This is a genomic window from Microbacterium sp. LWH3-1.2, from assembly GCF_040675855.1.
Lineage (GTDB): Bacteria > Actinomycetota > Actinomycetes > Actinomycetales > Microbacteriaceae > Microbacterium.
On sequence record NZ_JBEGIK010000001.1, the window covers coordinates 2709904 to 2728406 of the forward strand.

General features: G+C 68.8%; 16 protein-coding genes and 3 tRNA genes. 10 read left to right on the forward strand and 9 right to left on the reverse strand.

Annotated features, from left to right (window positions below; genetic code table 11):
* Nucleotides 1-6 precede the first annotated feature (6 nt).
* A tRNA-Val gene (locus MRBLWH3_RS12615) sits at nt 7-79 on the reverse strand.
* Between the two features lie 142 nt (nt 80-221).
* Between MRBLWH3_RS12615 and aceE the strand changes: the two genes are divergently transcribed.
* The 6 genes from aceE (at nt 222) to MRBLWH3_RS12645 (ending at nt 7816) form a co-directional block, all read left to right on the forward strand.
* Nucleotides 222-2951 (forward strand): pyruvate dehydrogenase (acetyl-transferring), homodimeric type, encoded by a 2730-nt coding sequence (aceE, locus tag MRBLWH3_RS12620; protein WP_363432411.1) that lies wholly within the window; start codon nt 222-224, stop codon nt 2949-2951.
* 7 nt (nt 2952-2958) lie between these two features.
* Entirely contained in the window at nt 2959-4176 is a 1218-nt protein-coding gene (locus MRBLWH3_RS12625) for a PucR family transcriptional regulator (protein ID WP_414685369.1), read from the forward strand.
* Between the two features lie 94 nt (nt 4177-4270).
* Nucleotides 4271-5182, forward strand: coding sequence for an ACP S-malonyltransferase (locus tag MRBLWH3_RS12630; protein ID WP_363432414.1), 912 nt, complete (start codon nt 4271-4273; stop codon nt 5180-5182).
* A gap of 14 nt (nt 5183-5196) precedes the next feature.
* On the forward strand, nt 5197-6198 hold the full coding sequence (locus MRBLWH3_RS12635) for a beta-ketoacyl-ACP synthase III (protein ID WP_363432415.1): 1002 nt from the start codon (nt 5197-5199) through the stop codon (nt 6196-6198).
* A gap of 74 nt (nt 6199-6272) precedes the next feature.
* Nucleotides 6273-6521, forward strand: a complete 249-nt coding sequence (locus MRBLWH3_RS12640) for an acyl carrier protein (RefSeq protein ID WP_013586517.1) — start codon at nt 6273-6275, stop codon at nt 6519-6521.
* Between the two features lie 56 nt (nt 6522-6577).
* On the forward strand, nt 6578-7816 hold the full coding sequence (locus MRBLWH3_RS12645; RefSeq protein ID WP_363432417.1) for a beta-ketoacyl-[acyl-carrier-protein] synthase family protein: 1239 nt from the start codon (nt 6578-6580) through the stop codon (nt 7814-7816).
* A 146-nt stretch (nt 7817-7962) separates the two neighbouring features.
* On the opposite strand, the gene MRBLWH3_RS12650 is transcribed toward MRBLWH3_RS12645, so the two are convergent.
* Nucleotides 7963-8466 carry a DUF3145 domain-containing protein gene (locus tag MRBLWH3_RS12650; protein ID WP_363432420.1) on the reverse strand — a complete coding sequence of 168 codons (504 nt, stop codon included), beginning with the start codon at nt 8464-8466 and terminating at the stop codon, nt 7963-7965.
* 150 nt (nt 8467-8616) lie between these two features.
* Complete coding sequence (locus MRBLWH3_RS12655) at nt 8617-9390, reverse strand: hypothetical protein (protein ID WP_363432422.1); 774 nt, start codon at nt 9388-9390, stop codon at nt 8617-8619.
* 164 nt (nt 9391-9554) lie between these two features.
* On the opposite strand from MRBLWH3_RS12655, the gene MRBLWH3_RS12660 reads away from it, so the two are divergent.
* Nucleotides 9555-11561 carry a DUF262 domain-containing protein gene (locus MRBLWH3_RS12660; protein WP_363432425.1) on the forward strand — a complete coding sequence of 669 codons (2007 nt, stop codon included), beginning with the start codon at nt 9555-9557 and terminating at the stop codon, nt 11559-11561.
* 63 nt (nt 11562-11624) lie between these two features.
* Here MRBLWH3_RS12660 and nagE read toward each other — a convergent pair whose 3' ends face one another.
* The 3 genes from nagE to MRBLWH3_RS12675 all read right to left on the reverse strand — a co-directional run bounded on the left by nagE (nt 11625) and on the right by MRBLWH3_RS12675 (nt 14959).
* Nucleotides 11625-13565 carry an N-acetylglucosamine-specific PTS transporter subunit IIBC gene (nagE, locus tag MRBLWH3_RS12665; RefSeq protein ID WP_363432428.1) on the reverse strand — a complete coding sequence of 647 codons (1941 nt, stop codon included), beginning with the start codon at nt 13563-13565 and terminating at the stop codon, nt 11625-11627.
* 196 nt (nt 13566-13761) lie between these two features.
* Nucleotides 13762-13835, reverse strand: a tRNA-Ile gene (locus MRBLWH3_RS12670).
* Between the two features lie 26 nt (nt 13836-13861).
* Nucleotides 13862-14959, reverse strand: coding sequence for a DMT family transporter (locus MRBLWH3_RS12675; RefSeq protein WP_363432431.1), 1098 nt, complete (start codon nt 14957-14959; stop codon nt 13862-13864).
* A gap of 42 nt (nt 14960-15001) precedes the next feature.
* Between MRBLWH3_RS12675 and def the strand changes: the two genes are divergently transcribed.
* The 3 genes from def to MRBLWH3_RS12690 all read left to right on the forward strand — a co-directional run bounded on the left by def (nt 15002) and on the right by MRBLWH3_RS12690 (nt 16759).
* Nucleotides 15002-15568, forward strand: a complete 567-nt coding sequence (gene def / locus MRBLWH3_RS12680) for a peptide deformylase (protein ID WP_363432433.1) — start codon at nt 15002-15004, stop codon at nt 15566-15568.
* 91 nt (nt 15569-15659) lie between these two features.
* Nucleotides 15660-16085, forward strand: coding sequence for a DUF6153 family protein (locus MRBLWH3_RS12685; protein ID WP_363432436.1), 426 nt, complete (start codon nt 15660-15662; stop codon nt 16083-16085).
* A 65-nt stretch (nt 16086-16150) separates the two neighbouring features.
* Nucleotides 16151-16759, forward strand: coding sequence for a DUF305 domain-containing protein (locus MRBLWH3_RS12690; RefSeq protein WP_363432438.1), 609 nt, complete (start codon nt 16151-16153; stop codon nt 16757-16759).
* A 64-nt stretch (nt 16760-16823) separates the two neighbouring features.
* Here the strand turns inward: MRBLWH3_RS12690 and MRBLWH3_RS12695 are convergent, their stop codons facing one another.
* The 3 genes from MRBLWH3_RS12695 to MRBLWH3_RS12705 all read right to left on the reverse strand — a co-directional run bounded on the left by MRBLWH3_RS12695 (nt 16824) and on the right by MRBLWH3_RS12705 (nt 18493).
* Complete coding sequence (locus MRBLWH3_RS12695; RefSeq protein ID WP_363432441.1) at nt 16824-17492, reverse strand: hypothetical protein; 669 nt, start codon at nt 17490-17492, stop codon at nt 16824-16826.
* A gap of 64 nt (nt 17493-17556) precedes the next feature.
* Nucleotides 17557-17629, reverse strand: a tRNA-Asn gene (locus tag MRBLWH3_RS12700).
* Nucleotides 17630-17704: 75 nt separating this feature from the next.
* Nucleotides 17705-18493, reverse strand: a complete 789-nt coding sequence (locus MRBLWH3_RS12705) for an ATP-binding cassette domain-containing protein (RefSeq protein WP_363432443.1) — start codon at nt 18491-18493, stop codon at nt 17705-17707.
* Nucleotides 18494-18503: the final 10 nt, after the last annotated feature.

Here is an 18503-nt window from a genome sequence, read left to right on the forward strand (position 1 = left end):
CTCGGGTGGGCCCTGCCGGGATCGAACCGACGACATCCACGGTGTAAACGTGGCGCTCTACCAGCTGAGCTAAAGGCCCTCGCGACCAGTCTACGAGGTGCGTCCGGAGCGTCTCGAACTCGCTAGGCTGGCTGTCGGTGCGTTTGTGCAGGGCAGACAACGCCCGCGCCGCTCCCGTAGCGATTACCTGGCACGATCTGCCAGACGACGAAAGGTCTTCTGTGACTGTCAACGATCAGGATCCGTATTCGCAGGAACCCCTCGACAGCGATCCCGATGAGACCTCCGAGTGGCAGGAGTCCCTCCAGCAGCTCGTGCAGGCGAAGGGCCACGGACGTGGCCGCGAGATCATGCTGAGCCTGCTGCAGACCTCCCACGAGCTGCAGCTGAACGTCCCGCAGGTTCCCACGACGGACTACATCAACACGATCGCCCCGGAGAACGAGCCCGAGTTCCCGGGCGACGAGGAGCTCGAACGCCGTTACCGCCGGTGGATCCGCTGGAACGCCGCGATCACTGTGCACCGCGCGCAGCGGCCCGGCATCGGCGTCGGTGGGCACATCTCGACGTACGCATCCTCCGCCTCGCTGTACGAGGTCGGCTTCAACCACTTCTTCCGCGGCCTCGACGACCCGACCGGCGGCGACCAGATCTTCATCCAGGGTCACGCCTCGCCCGGCATCTACGCCCGCTCGTTCCTGGAGGGGCGCCTCAGCTCCGAGCAGCTCGACGGCTTCCGCCAGGAGAAGTCGAAGGCGCCCAACGCGCTGCCGTCATACCCGCACCCGCGCCTCATGCCGGAGTACTGGCAGTTCCCGACGGTGTCGATGGGACTCGGCCCGATCAACGCCATCTACCAGGCGATGTCGAACAAGTACCTCACCAACCGCGGGATCAAGGATCTCTCGAACTCGCGCGTGTGGGCGTTCCTCGGCGACGGCGAAATGGACGAGGTCGAGAGCCGCGGTCAGCTGCAGGTGGCGGCCAACGAGGGCTTGGACAATCTCACGTTCGTCGTCAACTGCAACCTGCAGCGCCTCGACGGCCCGGTCCGCGGCAACGGCAAGATCATCCAGGAGCTCGAGAGCTTCTTCCGCGGTGCCGGCTGGAACGTCATCAAGGTGGTCTGGGGCTCTGGCTGGGACGAGCTGCTCGCGAAGGACACCGACGGCGCGCTCGTGCACCTCATGAACACCACCCCGGACGGCGACTTCCAGACCTACCGTGCCGAGGACGGCGCGTTCATCCGCGAGCACTTCTTCGGGCGCGACGAGCGCACGGCCGCCCTCGTGAAGGACTGGTCGGACGACGACATCTGGGGCAAGCTCCGCCGCGGAGGCCTCGACTACCGCAAGGTCTACGGCGCCTACAAGGCCGCGACCGAGCACAAGGGCCAGCCCACCGTGATCCTCGCCAAGACGATCAAGGGCTACGGCCTCGGGCATCACTTCGAGGGCCGCAACGCGACCCACCAGATGAAGAAGATGACGCTGCAGGACCTCAAGTTCTTCCGCGACTCGATGCGGATCCCGGTCTCGGATGCGCAGCTCGAAGAGAACCCCTACCTGCCGCCGTACTACAACCCCGGCTCGAACGACGAGACGATCCAGTACATGCTGGAGCGTCGCCGCTCCCTCGGCGGCTTCCTCCCCGAGCGCCGCTCGCACCACGTCGGCCTGCAGCTTCCGGGCGACGAGGCGTACGCGCTGCCGAAGAAGGGCTCGGGCACGCAGGAGATCGCCACGACCATGGCGTTCGTGCGCCTGCTCAAGGACCTGCTCCGCGCGAAGGACTTCGGCCACCGCATCGTGCCGATCATCCCGGACGAGGCGCGCACCTTCGGTATGGACGCGTTCTTCCCCTCGGCGAAGATCTACAACCCGCACGGCCAGAACTACACGTCGGTCGACCGCGAGCTTCTCCTGGCCTACAAGGAGAGCCCGCAGGGGCAGATCGTCCACGTCGGCATCAACGAGGCCGGCGCGGTCGCCGCGTTCACCGCAGCAGGCACCTCGTACGCCACGCACGGCGAGCCGCTCATCCCGGTCTACGTCTTCTACTCGATGTTCGGCTTCCAGCGCACCGGCGACGCCCAGTGGGCGGCGGGCGACCAGATGGCGCGCGGCTTCATCATCGGTGCGACGGCCGGACGCACCACGCTCACCGGCGAGGGTCTCCAGCACGCCGACGGCCACTCGCTGCTCCTCGCCGCGACCAACCCGGCGACCCTGTCGTACGATCCGGCCTACGGTTACGAGATCGCGCACATCGTCCGTTCGGGCATCGAGCGCATGTACGGCGGGAACCACCCCGACCCCAACGTCATGTACTACCTCACGGTGTACAACGAGCCGCTGGTGCAGCCGGCCGAGCCCGAAGGCGTGGACGTCGACGGCATCGTGCGCGGCATCCACCGCGTCTCCACCGCGGGGGGTGAGGGCCCCAAGGCCCAGCTCCTCGCGTCGGGCGTCGGCGTGCCGTGGGCGCTCGAGGCGCAGCAGCTGCTGCGCGATGACTGGGGCGTGCAGGCCGACGTCTGGTCTGTCACGTCGTGGAGCGAGCTGCGGCGCGACGGCCTGGCCGCCGACGAGCACAACTTCCTCCACCCGGAGGAGGAGCCGCACACGGCCTACCTGACCGAGAAGCTGAAGGACGCAGCCGGCCCGGTGGTCGCGGTCAGCGACTTCATGCACGCGGTGCAGGACCAGATCCGTCCGTGGGTGCCGAACCGCTTCGCGACGCTCGGTGCCGACGGCTTCGGCTTCTCCGACACGCGCGCTGCGGCACGTCGCTTCTTCAAGATCGACGGCCCCTCGGTCGCGGTCCGGACGCTGCAGGCACTGGCCGAAGAGGGTGCGGTCGACCGCAGCCTCGCGGTGCAGGCCATCGAGAAGTACCGCCTGCACGACGTGACCGCCGGCACGAGCGGGAACGCGGGCGGCGAGAGCTGACCGGCGGATGGGCAAGTCCACCGAGGTGATGGACAAGGTCGAGACGCTCGCCTGGCTGCGGCGCATCGCGGGCGACCTCGCGACCGTCACCATCAAGCGCCTCGAGGAGACGCTGCCCTGGTATGCCGAGATGCCGCCGGCCCGACGCTCCGCCGTCGGGCTGGTGGCGCAGGCCGGTATCACGTCGTTCATCTCGTGGTACGACGAGCCCGGCTCCACGCCGTGGATCGCGTCCGACATCTTCGCCGCGGCTCCCCGCGAGCTGCTGCGCAGCGTCAGCCTGCAGCAGACCCTGCAACTCATCCGCGTCACCGTCGAGGTGACCGAGGAGCGCGTCGCGGGCAAGGGCGAGCACCTTCGCGAGGCGATACTGCTCTACTCGCGAGAGGTGGCGTTCGCCGCAGCGGACGTCTACGCCCGCGCCGCCGAGGCGCGCGGCCTCTGGGATGCGCGCCTCGAGGCGCTCGTCGTCGACTCGATCCTCACGGGCGAGGCCGATGAGGAGCTCCCGAGCCGCATCGCCGCCCTCGGCTGGCACGGTCACGGCGAGGTCGCGGTGCTCGTCGGCACGACTCCCCCGCAGTTCGATGTCGACCAGCTCCGGCGGACGGCGCGCAAGCTGGGCGTCGACGTGCTGATCGGCGTGCAGGGCTCCCGTCTCGTGCTGGTGGTCGGGCGAGCCGAGCCGTCGGCGGTCGCGGACGACGCGGTGACGGACCTTCCGTTCGGTGAGATCGCGCGCCGTCTCGAGCCGGGCTTCGGCGGGGGGTACCTGGTGCTCGGACCCACCGTGCCGGCGCTCGTCGACGCAAGTCAGAGCGCCCGCGCGGCCCTCGCCGGATTCGCCGTCGCGCGCGCGTGGCGCCACGCGCCCCGACCGGTGGAGGCCGACGACCTCCTCCCCGAGCGCGCGCTCGCGGGGGATCCCCTCGCCAAGCTCACGCTGGTCGAGCGCATTTATCGACCGCTCCAGGCGCACAGCGCCGACCTCGTGTCGACGCTCTGGGCCTACCTCGACAACGGCCGGTCGCTCGAGGCGACCGCGCGCGAGCTGTTCGTGCACCCGAACACGGTCCGCTACCGGCTCAAGCGCGTGTCGGAGGTGATCGGCTGGGACGCCACCGGGCCTCGTGAGGCGCTGATCCTGCAGACGGCACTGATCCTCGGATCGATCGGAACGGATGCCTCGCGCCGTCGGCCGCCCGCACGGCGCAACCCGGCTTGATCCCCCTGTCGGTGTGGGCCACGCACAAAGCCGCGCGTGATTCTTGTGACGGTGTCGCCAGAACGACCTCTCTGATCCTTGACAGGATGGAACGGTGAGAATCGCGGTCTTCCCCGGGCAGGGATCCCAGTCCCCCGGCTTCCTGACTCCCTGGCTCGAATCGGACGACGCGGCGGATCGCCTCGCTCTGTACTCGGAGTGGTCGGGCGTCGACCTCGTCGCCGCCGGCACGGAATGGGACGCCGACCAGATCCGCGACACCCAGGTGGCGCAGCCGCTCATCGTCGCGGCCAGCCTGCTGTCGTGGAACGCGCTGCCCGACCGTGAGCGCATCGGCGGCGTCGCCGGGCATTCGGTCGGGGAGTTCGCGGCCGCAGCGGCGGCGGGCGTGCTGAGCGAAGAGTCCGCGCTCACCCTGGTGGGCATACGCGGCCGGGCGATGGCGGAGGCCGCAGCAGCAGCCGAAACAGGCATGAGCGCCGTGATCGGCGGGGACGAGGCATCCGTCCTCGCCCGCCTCGAAGAGCTCGGGCTCTCCCCGGCGAACTACAACGGCGGCGGGCAGCTCGTCGTCGCCGGCGCACTCGACGCCCTCCAAGCTCTCTCGGCCGAGCCGGTCTCCGGCACCCGCGTGATCCCGCTGCAGGTCGCCGGCGCCTTCCACACGCACTACATGGCTCCGGCCGTCGAGGCTCTCCGCGCCGCCGCGACCGATCACGACGTCTCCGATCCGGGGGTCACGCTGTGGACGAACCGCGACGGCTCCGCGGCGGCCTCGGGCACGGCCTTCGTCGACCTGCTCGTCGACCAGGTCGCTTCACCGGTGCGCTGGGATCTCTGCATGGAGTCTTTCGCCGACGCCGGCGTATCCGGCATCGTGGAGCTGTCCCCCGCGGGCACGCTCGTCGGGCTCGCGAAGCGCGCGCTCCGCGGAGTCCCCGCCGTCGCCGTCAAGACGCCCGCTGACCTGGAGGCCGCCACCGCGCTGGTGGCCGCCGACGCCTGACCGGAGTATCCCGCATGACCCGCAGCCTCATTCAGCCCACCGGTGCCGCCCACACGCGCATCTATTCGTTCGGCGCCGCACGCGGCGAGATCGCGGTCCCCAACGAGGATCTCATCGGCCCGATCAACTCCAGCGACGAGTGGATCCGCCAGCGCACCGGCATCGTCACGCGCACTCGTGCAGTACCGGAGACCGACGCGATCGACCTGGCAACGGATGCCGCCCGCGAGGCGATCGAGCGCTCAGGTCTGGAGCCCTCTCAGATCGACGCCGTGATCGTCGCGACGATCAGCAACCCGAAGCAGAGCCCGTCGGTCTCGGCGATCGTCGCCGACCGCGTCGGGGCGAACCCTGCCGCCGCCTACGACGTGAACGCCGCGTGCGCCGGCTTCGCATACGGCGTCGCGCAGGCCGACGCGCTCGTGCGCGCCGGCGCCGCGCACTATGCGCTGGTCGTCGGAACCGAGAAGCTCAGCGACATCGTCGACCCCGCGGATCGGAGCATCTCGTTCCTTCTCGGCGACGGAGCGGGCGCGGCCGTCATCGGTCCCAGCGACACTCCCGGCATCGGTCCCACGGTCTGGGGCTCCGACGGCTCGAAGTCCGACGCCGTCGGCATGAACCACACACTGAACGAGTTCCGCGACGGCGTCGCGCCCTGGCCGACGCTTCGCCAGGAGGGCCCCACGGTCTTCCGCTGGGCCGTCTGGGAGATGGTGAAGGTCGCGCGCCAGGCGCTCGAGGCCGCGGGGATCGAGGCATCCGATCTCGCCGCCTTCGTGCCCCACCAGGCGAACATGCGCATCATCGACGAATTCGCGAAGCAGCTCGGTCTCCCCGACACCGTGCTGATCGGCCGTGACATCGAGACCACCGGGAACACCTCGGCGGCCTCCATCCCGCTCGCCACCCACCGTCTGCTCCAGGAGCATCCCGAGCTCAGCGGCGGACTCGCACTCCAGATCGGCTTCGGCGCCGGGCTGGTTTTCGGCGCGCAGGTGGTCGTCCTTCCGTGACGCGGCGAACCGCGACCTTAGACTGATTCCCGGCCCGCTCGGGCACGCCTACCCCTAACAAACAGGAGAATCCCATGGCATTCACCAACGACGAGGTCCTCGCGGGACTCGCGGAGCTCATCACCGACGAGACCGGTATCTCGGCCGACGAGGTCGCGCTCGAGAAGTCGTTCACCGACGACCTGGACATCGACTCGATCTCGATGATGACGATCGTCGTCAACGCCGAGGAGAAGTTCGGCGTCACCATCCCGGACGACGAGGTCAAGAACCTCAAGACCGTCGGCGACGCCGTCACCTTCATCACGTCGAACCAGGCGTAGGACATCCCGGTGGGGGCCGCGGCCCCCACCGGCCAGCATCGCGAGGACTCTGATCCATGAGCACACCCCGTATCGTTGTCACCGGCATCGGCGCGTCGACCCCCATCGGCGGCACCGCTCCCGAGAGCTGGTCGGCGCTGTTGAGCGGCGCATCCGGCACGCACACCATCGAGCAGGATTGGGTCGAGGAGTACCAGCTCCCCGTCACCTTCGCCGCGCAGGCGCTCGTGCGGCCTGACACGGTGCTGGAGCGTCCGATCGCCAACCGCCTCGACCCGTCGGCGCAGTTCGCGCTCGTCGCCGCGTTCGAGGCCTGGGAGGACGCGGGGAAGCCCGAGGTCGAGCCCGAGCGGTTCGCCGTCGACTTCGCGACCGGCATCGGAGGCCTCCAGACGACGCTCGCGGGCTGGGACACGCTCAAGACCAAGGGTCCTCGCCGGGTCATGCCCATGAGCGTCCCGATGCTCATGCCGAACGCCCCCGCTGCGGCCGTCTCGATGCACCTGAACGCCCGCGCCTACGCACGGACGGTGGCCTCGGCGTGCGCGTCGAGCACCGAGTCGCTCGTCAACGCCTTCGAGAGCCTTCGAGCGGGTCACGCCGACGTCGTCATCGCCGGGGGAGCTGAGGCGGTCATCCACCCGCTCACGATCGCCGCCTTCTCCGCGATGCAGGCCCTCTCCAAGCGCAACGACTCCCCCGAGACCGCGTCGCGGCCGTACAGCGTCGACCGTGACGGGTTCGTCATGGGCGAGGGCGCGGCGGCCCTGGTCCTCGAGACCGAGGAGCACGCCAGGGCCCGCGGCGCGAGGATCTATGGCGAGGTCGTAGGCGGCGGAGTGACGGCCGACTCGTACCACATCACGGCCCCGGAGCCTGAGGGTCTTGGTGCTTCGCGTGCCGTCCGGCTCGCGCTCGAGCAGGCGGGTGCGACGCCCGACGAGGTCACGCACATCAATGCGCACGCCACGTCGACTCCCACCGGCGACATCGCCGAGTACAAGGCGCTGCTGAGCGTCTTCGGCGACCGCGTCCACGAGATCCCCGTCTCTGCGACGAAGGGCGCGACCGGCCACCTGCTGGGCGGCACCGGTGCGCTCGAGGCGATCTTCACGCTCCTCGCACTGCGCGAGCGTCAGGCGCCGCCGACGATCAACGTCAGCACCCAGGACCCCGACATTCCGCTGCGCATCTCGGGTTCGCCCATCGCCCTCGGGGCCGGCGACCAGCTCGCGATCAGCAACTCCTTCGGTTTCGGCGGCCACAACGCCGTCGTCGCCTTCCGCTCGGTCTGACGGCACGTGACGCGAAGACGCCCCCGGGTGAAGCCGACCGGGGGCGTCTGTCGTGTCAGGCGGCGGTTCGCGGTCCCGCGACCCGGGATTCACGGCCTCCGAGCCTCGGTAGTGGCGCCTCGCGCCGCCTGCGTCTCTGGGGTTGTTCAGCCGACCTTGTGCAGCCAGACGACGGGGGCGTCGTCGCTCGCGTGCCGGAACGGCTCGAGCTCCTCGTCCCACGCGGCCCCCAGCGCGACATCGAGTTCACGCTGCAGCTCGAACGCGTCGCCGCCGGCGATCTCCATCGCATAGCGGATGCGGTCCTCGCCGATCACGACGTTGCCCGCGGTATCGGTCTGTGCGTAATGGATGCCGAGTCCGGGCGTGTGCAGCCAGCGACCGCCGTCACTGCGTGGGGTGGGGTCCTCCGTGACCTCGAACCGCAGGTGCTCCCAGCCGCGGATCGCCGTCGCCAGTGCAGACCCCGTCCCGGCGGCACCCTCCCAGTAGAACTCGGAGCGCCTGCTGCCGGTCAGCACCGGCTGATCCGCCCAGTCGAAGCTGACGGCGCGGCCGAGGGCTCGCCCCACTGCCCACTCGAGGTGGGGGCACAACGCTCGTGGCGCGGAGTGGATGAAGATCACCCCACGCGCATTATGTGTCGCCATGATCTCTCCGTTCGTCAGGTGCGTCTTCCCCTACGACCTGTGACGGTGTCATGACGTGCTGTTCGGTTGTGCTGCCGCCATTATCGCGGAGAGGGCCCGGGAATCACAAGACTGTGATTCCCGGGCCCTCCCCGATCCGGCAGGCGTGGCTCAGGCCTCGCTCATGGCCTGGACCTCGGCCTTGCCCTTGGCGGCGTAGTACGCGGCACGCGCGGCGTCGCGGCGGGCCTGCTCGGCCTGACCGGCGTCGAGCGCCTCCTGCGCGACCTCGAACTGCGGTGCGGTCGGCACGGCGTGGTACTTCTCCATGTAGGCGTCGAGCTCGGGGCCGGACTCCCACGAGGTGATGAGGCAGTAGCGCGGCTCCGTGCCGTCGTGATGCACGGCGTGCCAGAGACGCTGCGTGTCGACGATGAGCTGCGCGCCGGCGGGAAGCGCGACGCGGTACTCGATGCTCGGGTCGGTCCGGTTCTCGCGCAGCACGAAGTAGCTGTTCTTGTCGTCGGTGAGGTTGAAGAAGCCGCGCACGACCCAGCCGGTGCCGTCGGGGTTGAGGCGGTTGTTGTCGTCCTGGTGGAGGTTGTACAGCGCGTCGGCGTAGGTGTTCGGCTGCAGCTCGATGATGCGGCACCGGCCGACGTTGGCGCCAGGCTCCTGCGCGCGACGGGTCAGGGTCGGCGCCTTGTCGGTCTGCTCGGGGATCCAGACGCCGTCCTTATCGGTGCGCGGGGGCGTGTGGTTCCAGAACCCGTTGCACTCGATCTCGCCCTTGGCGGACGCGAGCGGCGCGAAGCGGGTGTCGCCCGACGACTTCCAATCGACGTACTCGATCGAGAGCCACTCCTGCGGGTCGACCTCCTCACCGTAGGAGTCGAGCACCACGAAGCCGGTCTCGTCGAGAGCGGCGGACTTGATGTAACCCATGACGAATCATGCCTTTCGGTCAGTGAGCCAGCACGTTTTAACAGGCTCAACTTAGGTAAGCCTACCTCGGGGGTCTGAACGCCCCCGAAACCCGCGCCGTGAATAACCGGCGGCCGCCGCGGCCCCGCTCCGAGGCGGGGAGCCCGGCCTAGACTGGACGGGCCATGGTCACTGCCACGAACGTCGATGCCACTGCTGTCAACACCATCGGCTGGCTCTCCGCCGCGGACTGGACGATCGTGGTCCCGGTGTATCAGCGGCAGTACCGGTGGGACATCGGCGGGTGCGAGCAGCTGCTCGCCGACATCCGTGCGGTCGCGGAACTCGACGATCGGCAGATGCACTTCATCGGCTCGATCCTCTCCTCCGCGAGCGGCGAGGGGTCGGACGCGGAGCTGGTGCTGATCGACGGACAGCAGCGCACGACGACGCTCATGCTGCTGGTCGCAGCCCTGCACCACACCGTCCGCGAAACAGATCCCGACCTCGCCGATCAGCTCCAGCGCGTTCTCGTCCACTCCCACGACGACGCGCGCACGAAGCTTCGTCCGCACCGGGCGTGGGCGTCGGTGTTCGAACGCGTCGTGCTCGACCTCCCGCTCCCGGCCGGGGAGCACCGCGACTCGCGGTTCGACGACAACTACGCGTTCTTCCGCAGCCAGATCAGCCTCGAGGAGGCGCCGCACATCTGGCGGGGACTCCAGAAGCTCGAGCACGTTGCGATCACGCTCGGCGCCGGCGCCAACGCGCAGCAGATCTTCGAGAGCCTCAACTCCACCGGCGAGCCGTTGCGCGACCATGAGCTCATCCACAACTACGTGCTGATGGGACTGAATCACTCCGAGCAGCGCGAGATCGAAGCCGACTACTGGCAGGTGATCGAGCAGAACACGGGCGATTCGATCGCGGAGTTCTGGCGGCAGTACCTCGTCATGCGGACCGGCCGCGAGGTGACCGTCGTCGGCGGCCGCGGCGTGTACGACGCCTTCCGCCACGAGTTCCCACGGCTCGACTTCGAGGGCCTGCGGCGCCACGCCGACGAGTGGCGCGAACTCTCCCGCGTGTACCGCATCCTGCTCCGGCCGAATGAGGCTCCGGATGCCGAGATCACGCGCCACCTCGCGTACCTCGGCACGTTCGGCACCGGAATGTACCCGCTCGTCATGCGAACGTACCGCGACTTCGAGCGGCGATTACTCGGGCACGACGAACTGATCGACACGCTCGAGATGGTGCAGTCGCTGCTCGCGCGGCGGGCCGTCGTCGGCACCGGCGTTGACCGCCTCGTCGCGCGGCTGTGCCGGGCCCGCGAAGACGGCGCGGCTGCGCTCGTGTCGGCGATCTCGCGCATCACGCCGTCCGACGAGCGCGTCGCTGTCGCCCTCAAGTACTCGGAACTCCCCCACGCGGCCTACGTCCTCGGCCGCATCGCCGGGGTGGACGGGGCGGGCGGTCTGGACGTCGAGCACATCTTCCCGCTCGCTCCCGGCGACGGCTGGTCGGGCGACGGCGTCCGCGAGTGGGCGTCGTACACGGACGACGAGCAGAACAGCCATCGCGCGCTCGCGAAGACGATCGGCAACCTCACGGTTCTCGAGGAGGACCTCGCCGTCCGCGCTTTCGACCTCTCGTTCCCCGAGAAGCGGGCGCTGTACGCCCGCAGCGCCGTCTCGACCACGGCTGAGCTCGCCGACCTGCCCTCATGGGGCACGGCCGCGATCGCCCGACGATCGATGCGGCTCACCGGACGGTTCGTCGAGGTCTGGAAGCGTCCGGGCGGCCCGGCGATCGACGATGACGGCCTGACCCCGATCCTCGACGCCGTCCGCCGCCGCGGATGGCCCCCGGGCTGGCACCGCGAGTGGTCGTACGTCGAGTACTGCGGCGAGCACTGGGAGGTGCCCGACGTCAAGTACCTCTTCAACCGCGTCTTCAAGCGGCTCTGGGCGGACTCCCGAGAGGCGGTCGTCGCGTACAGCGCGCGCCGGGGCGGTCCGGTCTACACGGCACAGTCCTGGAACGGCCAGTGGGACCGCCTCGACGACCAGCACTCGCTCTACATGGGCTGGGACTCCAGCTACATGCTGAGCGCCGTTCAGGGCGTGCTCGAAGAGGCGGGCCTGGCCCCCGAGGTCTTCGTCAAGTACTCCTACATCGGCAACGCGATGTGAAGACGGGACGGATGCCTCGGGGTCGAGGCATCCGTCCCGTTCATCGCCTCCGGGATGCGGGCGTCAATCGAAGCTGACGACCGCGTTCTCGTTGTTGAGCACGATCACCGGAGTGATGGAGGGGTGTCCGGCCGCATGGATCTTCGCGAGGTCGAAGCGCAGGAGCGGCGTTCCCGCCGTGACCTTCTGCCCCTTCTCGACGAGGGTCTCGAAGCCGTCGCCCTTCATCCCGACGGTGTCGATGCCGACGTGGATCAGCAGCTCCGTGCCGTCGTCGAGCACGAGCGCCACCGCGTGACTGCTGTCGAACGTGGCGCCGATGGTGCCGTCGGCCGGCGCCACGACCGTATTGCCGGTCGGCTCGATCGCGATGCCCGGGCCCATGATGCCCTGGGCGAAGGTCGGGTCGGGCACCGCGGACAATGACACGACCTTGCCCTCGAGCGGCTGGCGCAGGGTGACGGTGGTGGTCGCGGGCGTGTCGGTGAGCACCGCGGTGCTGACGGCGGCGGGGGCGATCGCCGGCTCGGGCGCCGCACCTGACGGCGCCGCGACCTCACCCGCGATGATCTGCTCCATCGCGTCCTTCACGAACTGGACGTTCGTTCCGTAGACCACCTGCACCGACTTGCCGCCCGGCTTCATGGTGCCCGCGGCGCCGGCGCGCTTGAGCGCGGTCTCGTCGACCTTGCTGACGTCATCGATCTCCATACGCAGGCGCGTTGCGCAGTTCTCCAGTTCGAGGATGTTGTCCTTTCCGCCGAGCGCGTCGATGAAACGGCTGCCGGTGACGAGGTACTTGTCGTCGGCGACGTGTGTGTCGTACTCGGTCCCCTCCCCGAGGATGTCGTCGTCCTCGCGGCCCGGGGTCTTCAGGTTGAACCGCTTGATGAAGAAGTAGAACACCCCGAAGTAGATGAAGAACCAGAAGACGCCCATCACGGGGATCAGCCACGGGTTCTGCGCCATCGGGTTCATCCAGTTGAGGACGAGGTCGATGAAGCCGCCCGAGAAGCCGAAGCCCATGCGCACGGGCAGGATCTGACTGATCGCCATCGAGATGCCCGTGAACAGGGCGTGGGTGACATACAGCACGGGCGCCAGGAACATGAAGGCGAACTCGAGAGGCTCAGTGACGCCCACGAAGAAGGACGAGATCGCGCCGCCGAGGAGGATGCCGTAGGCGAGCTTCTTGCGCGTGGTCTTCGCGGTGAGGTACATGGCGAGGGCGGCTCCCGGCAGACCGAACATCATGATCGGGAAGAAGCCGGTCATGTACTGGCCGGTGACGCCGTAGGTGCCTTCGCCGGAGAGGAAGTTGTTCAGATCGTTGATGCCCGCGACGTCGAACCAGAACACCGAGTTGAGCGCGTGATGCAGGCCCACGGGGATGAGGAGCCGGTTGAGGAAGCCGTAGATGCCCGTGCCGAAGGGGCCGAGCGTGACGATCCATTCGCCGAACGTGACGAGACCGCCGTAGACCCATGGCCAGATGAAGAAAAGAGCGATGGCGACGACCAGCGACGCGCCGGCGGTGACGATCGCGACCGAGCGCTTGCCCGAGAAGAACGACAGCGCGTCCGGGAGCTTCGTGTCTTTGAAGCGGTTGTAGCAGAACGCGCCGATCAGACCGCAGATGATGCCGACGAAGACGTTCTGCACCTTGAGGAACGCGGGGTCGACCTCGTTGACGTCGGCGATCCCCGTGTAGAGGGCGACGGTCTCCGGCTTGAGGAGCGTCGTCACCACGAGCCACGACACGAGCCCGGCCAGCGCCGAGGTGCCGTCGGACTTCTGCGCCATCCCGAGCGCGATGCCGACGGCGAACAGCAGCGCCATATTGTCGAGCAGCGAGCCGCCCGCTGCGCCGAGGAACGCGGAGACGAGGTTGGGACTCTTTCCCCCGTTGCTGATCCAGTAGCTGATGCCGGACAGGATCGCAGCCACCGGCAGCACGGCCACCGGGAGCATGATCGACCTGCCGAGCCTCTGCAAGAACTTCATCGTTCGCCTCCATCAGGAGCCAGGGACAGTTGATGCCGCTGACGCTACAGGCAAACCGAGCCGTCCGTCACTGCTCCCCCCTCCGAAAGTTAGGGGTATGAACGAATTCTCATCCGGTCGTTGTCCGGGGACCTGCGTGTCCGGTGGAACGCGCCGAGGCCCGCCGCGATGCATGATCGCGACGGGCCTCGTCGGGTAGGGCGGGTGGGACTTGAACCCACGATCGTCGGGTTATGAGCCCGCTGCCTTGACCAGCTTGGCCACCGCCCCGCGCACGGATGAGTACGTGGACGAGCCTACCTGCCCGGCTTGCCTTCCGCCTCGTCGGCTGGGTCCTTCACGGGTGGTTCCGGCCACACCTTGGCGACGGCCTCTGTCACCTTTATCGATGCCGTGTGCGGGTGGGCGGCATCCGTCGCCCGTCCGGCACTCCCCCGCGGGATCGGGAGCTCCTGGCTCTCGCTGAGCACCTGCGGATGGTGACGGGCGAGCTGGAAAACGCCCCATACGGCGACAGCGCCGACCAACGCGAACGAGATGTAGACCCAGAGCGGTGCGCCGGCCGCCTCTTGCAGCACTGTCAGGCCGATGAAGATCGCCACGATCGGGTCGATGACGGTGAGGCCTGCGACGACCAGGTCGGGTGGCCCGGAGGCATACGCGTTCTGCACGAAGTACGCGCCGACGATGGCTCCCGCGATGAGAGCGGCGAGGCACGTGAAGGTGAGCCAGTTGAAGTCGCTCGCCTGGATGCGAACGATCACGACCTTGGCGAGGGTCGCGACGAAGCCGTAGATGACTCCCGCGGCGATGATGTAGAACAGCGCCCCCATACGCGAGCGCAGCCAGATCCATAGACCCGCGAAGACGACGGTGACGATGCCGAGCAGCACCAGGATCGTGATGAGCTGTCCGTTCGACACCGGCTTCTCGGTCGCGTACAGAGCCGCGATGGTCACGAAGATGAAGATGCCGCCGACGCACGCCCCGATGGCGGTCAGAGACCGCCTGGTCGGCTTGTGCCCGCTGATCTGCGCGTTCAGCAGGGTCGTGATCACGAGGGCGATCGCCCCGAGGGGCTGCACAACGATGAGTGGCGCGTACGCCAAAGCCGACAGCTGGCACACGATGGCGAGCCCCAGCATGACCGTGCCGATCACCCAGGACGGCCGTGCGAGGAGCTTCAGCAGGTGGTTCGCGCCGAGCCCGCCGTTGCTCTGGGAACCGTAGAGTCGCTCGACCTTGGTGACTCCGCGGTGCTGGTACTGGGCGCCGAACGACATGAAGACGGCGCCGAGCAGGGCCAGCGGGATGCCGATGAGGATGCCGGGGTTCTGGAACGCGCCGACGAGCTGATCGCCCACGTCCTCGAGCTCCACCGCCGTCCACACCACACATCGACACTAGCCGCAGGCGCCGGTCGATAGGCTCAAGGCGTGGCTGTTCTCCCGATTCGCATCATGGGCGATCCCGTCCTGCACTCCCCCGCGTCCGTCGTCGAAGAGATCACGGACGAGATCCGCACCCTGGTCGCCGACATGTTCGAGACGATGGATGCCGCGCCCGGCGTGGGTCTCGCAGCCCCGCAGGTGGGTGTGCCGCTGCGCATCTACACGTACACCTACGCCGACGACGACGGTGAGCCCTGGCGCGGCGTGATCATCAACCCCGAACTGTGGATGAAGCCCCTCGAGCCCGGTGCACCCGATCCCGATGAGGAGTCGGAGGGCTGCCTGTCGTTCCCCGGCGAGCGGTTCCCGCTGCGTCGGTCCGACGAGGTGCTCGTGACCGGCACAGGCCTCGAGGGGGAACCCGTCCGCATCCAGGTCGACGGCTGGCGCGCGCGCATCATGCAGCACGAGTTCGACCACCTCGACGGCATCCTCTACGTCGACCGCCTCGACGACGGTGACTGGAAGACCGTGCAGAAGATCGCGCGCAAACGCGGCTGGGGCCGGCCGGGCAGCTCCTGGACCCCGGGCATCGACGACCTCGACGCCTGAGCGGACACTGATCACGGCTATACCCTCAGGGGGTATCGCGGTAGACTCGTGAGGACGCTGATAGGCGTCCCGACGTCGAGGAGGTGCACGGATGCTGCCGCTGCAGCGCGAACCCCGCTCGACGCGCGTCGGGTTCGGTGTGCACGCTGTGATGATCGCGGCGATCGTGCTGGGCCTTCTCGGCATGCACGTGCTCGCTTCCCAGGGATCGCATGCCGCGCACGGATCGCCGATGACGGTGGCGTCGGTCCAGTCCGGCACGGCGCAGCATCACGAGCACCAGGGCTCGATGACCGAGAGCGCCATCACGCCGGCAGAGCCTTCCATTCCCAGCGTCTGGGCGGTGGTCTGCGTCCTCGCCCTCCTCCTCACTGCACTGTTCGTCGCACCGTCCGGCTCGTCGTGGTGGCTCGGGCGGCGCGAGCTGTTCTGGAGCGCCGCAACCGTCGGCGTGCCCGTCGACGGTGCGCCGCAGCATCCACCCTCTCTCACTGTTCTCTCCGTCAGCCGGACGTGAGCGGTCCAGCGCCCGATTCGTCGGGCGCATCAGCGCCGCACCCGCAACGACAGAGAGAAGAAGAAATGAACCACCACCGCACGCGCACCCTCGTCGCCGTCCTCCCCCTCGCCGTCGCCCTGGGGCTGGCCGGGTGTGCGAACGGGGCCGCCGGCCCGGGCTCGATGCCCGGGATGGACCACGGGTCGCAGAGGCCCTCGAACTCCGCGTCCTCCGTCGCCATGGCCGACCAGATGTTCGTCGTCATGATGATTCCCCACCACGAGCAGGCGATCGAGATGTCCGACGTGGTGCTCGCGAAGGAAGGGGTGGATCCCCGCGTCGTCGAGCTGGCGGAGCGGATCAAGGCCGCCCAGGGGCCGGAGATCGAGCTCATGGAGGGCTGGCTCGACGAGTGGGGCGTTCCTCACGACCCCGATGCCTCGAGAGGCATGAATCACGGCGACGGGATGATGTCGGAGGCCGACATCACCGCGCTGCGCGAAGCCGACGGGCCCGAGGCGAGCCGCCTCTTCCTCGAGCAGATGATCGTGCACCACGAGGGTGCCGTCGAGATGGCGCAGGCCGCCCTCGCCGACGGGCAGGACCCGGACGTGCTCGCCCTCGCCCAGAGCGTGATCGTCGACCAGACGGCCGAGATCGCCGAGATGCAGGAGCTGCTGACGACGCTCTGAACTCGCGTCGCCCGAGCCGTGGGCCGGGTCGTGCATACGGTCCGGGCCACGGCTGCGGCCGTGGTCACGCCGTGGTCGGCGCGCTCCGGCGGTTCTGGCGCTCGACCCAGCGGCGCAGCTCCGCGTCGGCTCCGGGCGGCGCCTGTGCGATGACGTTCATCCCCTGGCGCACAAAGGTGGTCCCCGTGATCATCGGGCCCCAGACCCGCGCCGTCGAGAGTTCGCCGGTGTCGACGTCGCGTACCTGCACCTGCGTCGTGTCGGTGGTCTTGCGCGCCCGCGCCGTGCCCGCCACGTGCTGCACGACCAGTACGGGAAGCCCGTGCGCCGCAGCCGTGGCGATCACGGAGTCGAGATCGTGGGCAGCCCACTGACTGCGAATGCCGCGCACCGTCCAAAGGGCGACCAGCACGACCGCGACCGTCGCGAGGCCCGTGGGGACGAGCCACACGCTCGCCGCGGCGAAGAGCAGCGACCACAGCGCGATGCCCCGGACCGCGAGCAGGATCGCGATGAGCGACGGCGCGAGGGCGAGGAAGAGCCACGGCGCCGGCGCCGAGATGGGGAACATCCAGGGTTCGTCCCCGAACAGCACGACCAGCCCGACCCAGAGAACCGTGGCGCCGAACACGCCCAGCGTGAGCAGCAGCGGAATCGAGCGGTAGACGGGCGCCGGGGCGGGTACGCCGCCCTCGACAGCCAGACGCGGCGAGGGCTTCGCGCGAGCCGCCATGTGCACTCCTCGATGTGGTCCCGGAGACGAAGAAAGCCCCGGGGGTGGAGCCCCGAGGCTTTCGCTCCCCCACTTGGACTCGAACCAAGAACCTATCGGTTAACAGCCGATTGCTCTGCCAATTGAGCTATGGAGGAATGGTCCGCACTCTCGTGCGGGCAACCAGTCCATACTAGCAAAGCTCAACCGGTGCTCATGACCACGCGCGCGGCTCAGTTGTTGACCAGACGTTGATCGACCCGGCCGTCGGGCGTCCACAGCAGATCCTGCGTTCCGTGTCCGAAGGCGACCGCATGACCTGCCCGCAGCACGAGGACATCCGCGTCGAGCTCGCGTACGACCTCCGGCTCGTTCGTCACGACGAGCGCCGCCATGTCGAATTCACGCCGCCGGCGGAGCACCGCCTCGCGCGCCGCCTTGCGTACCTCGACGTCCATGTTGGCGAAGGGCTCGTCGGCGATCAGGACGCGAGGCTGGAGCACCAGCGCCCGGGCCAGCGCCACGCGCTGGCGCATCCCGGCGCTGAGCTCGTACGGGTACTTGGGTGCGGCGCCGAGCGGCAGCATCAGCTCGTCGAGGAGCGACGCCACCCGCACCGCGAGTGCGCGTGCGCTGACGCGTCGGTCGCGGCTTGTGATCGGCTCGCCGATCACCTCTGCGACGGTGAGGCGTGCCGGCAGCCGGGCCCCGGCGGACTGCGGGACGTACCCGGCGTAGTAGGTGAGATACCGATGGGCACGGCGGGGGTGCCGCACTGCGACCCCCTCGACGAGGCCGCGGCCCCCCACCACCGCGAGACCCGGTTCGTCGGCGCCTGCCAACACCGCCGCGAGCGACGACTTGCCGGAGCCGGTAGGCCCCATCAGCGCGAGGACGCCCCCATGCGGCAACGTGAACGAGACGCCGTCGACGACGCGCTGGGCAGGGGCTCCGCGCCCGGAGCGCGCGATCGACAGATCGGAACAGTCGATCGCGACATCCGCGTCTCGTCGGCGAGCCATGTCCTCATCC

Coding starts and splice junctions, on each gene's coding strand:
- MRBLWH3_RS12640 (WP_013586517.1), top strand. CDS start 6,273: ATGGCATTCACCAACGACGAGGTCCTCGCGGGACTCGCGGAGCTCATC.
- MRBLWH3_RS12685 (WP_363432436.1), top strand. CDS start 15,660: ATGCTGCCGCTGCAGCGCGAACCCCGCTCGACGCGCGTCGGGTTCGGT.
- MRBLWH3_RS12660 (WP_363432425.1), top strand. CDS start 9,555: ATGGTCACTGCCACGAACGTCGATGCCACTGCTGTCAACACCATCGGC.
- MRBLWH3_RS12635 (WP_363432415.1), top strand. CDS start 5,197: ATGACCCGCAGCCTCATTCAGCCCACCGGTGCCGCCCACACGCGCATC.
- MRBLWH3_RS12705 (WP_363432443.1), bottom strand. CDS start 18,493: ATGGCTCGCCGACGAGACGCGGATGTCGCGATCGACTGTTCCGATCTG.
- MRBLWH3_RS12690 (WP_363432438.1), top strand. CDS start 16,151: ATGAACCACCACCGCACGCGCACCCTCGTCGCCGTCCTCCCCCTCGCC.
- MRBLWH3_RS12695 (WP_363432441.1), bottom strand. CDS start 17,492: ATGGCGGCTCGCGCGAAGCCCTCGCCGCGTCTGGCTGTCGAGGGCGGC.
- MRBLWH3_RS12655 (WP_363432422.1), bottom strand. CDS start 9,390: ATGGGTTACATCAAGTCCGCCGCTCTCGACGAGACCGGCTTCGTGGTG.
- nagE (WP_363432428.1), bottom strand. CDS start 13,565: ATGAAGTTCTTGCAGAGGCTCGGCAGGTCGATCATGCTCCCGGTGGCC.
- MRBLWH3_RS12645 (WP_363432417.1), top strand. CDS start 6,578: ATGAGCACACCCCGTATCGTTGTCACCGGCATCGGCGCGTCGACCCCC.
- MRBLWH3_RS12625 (WP_414685369.1), top strand. CDS start 2,959: ATGGGCAAGTCCACCGAGGTGATGGACAAGGTCGAGACGCTCGCCTGG.
- MRBLWH3_RS12650 (WP_363432420.1), bottom strand. CDS start 8,466: ATGGCGACACATAATGCGCGTGGGGTGATCTTCATCCACTCCGCGCCA.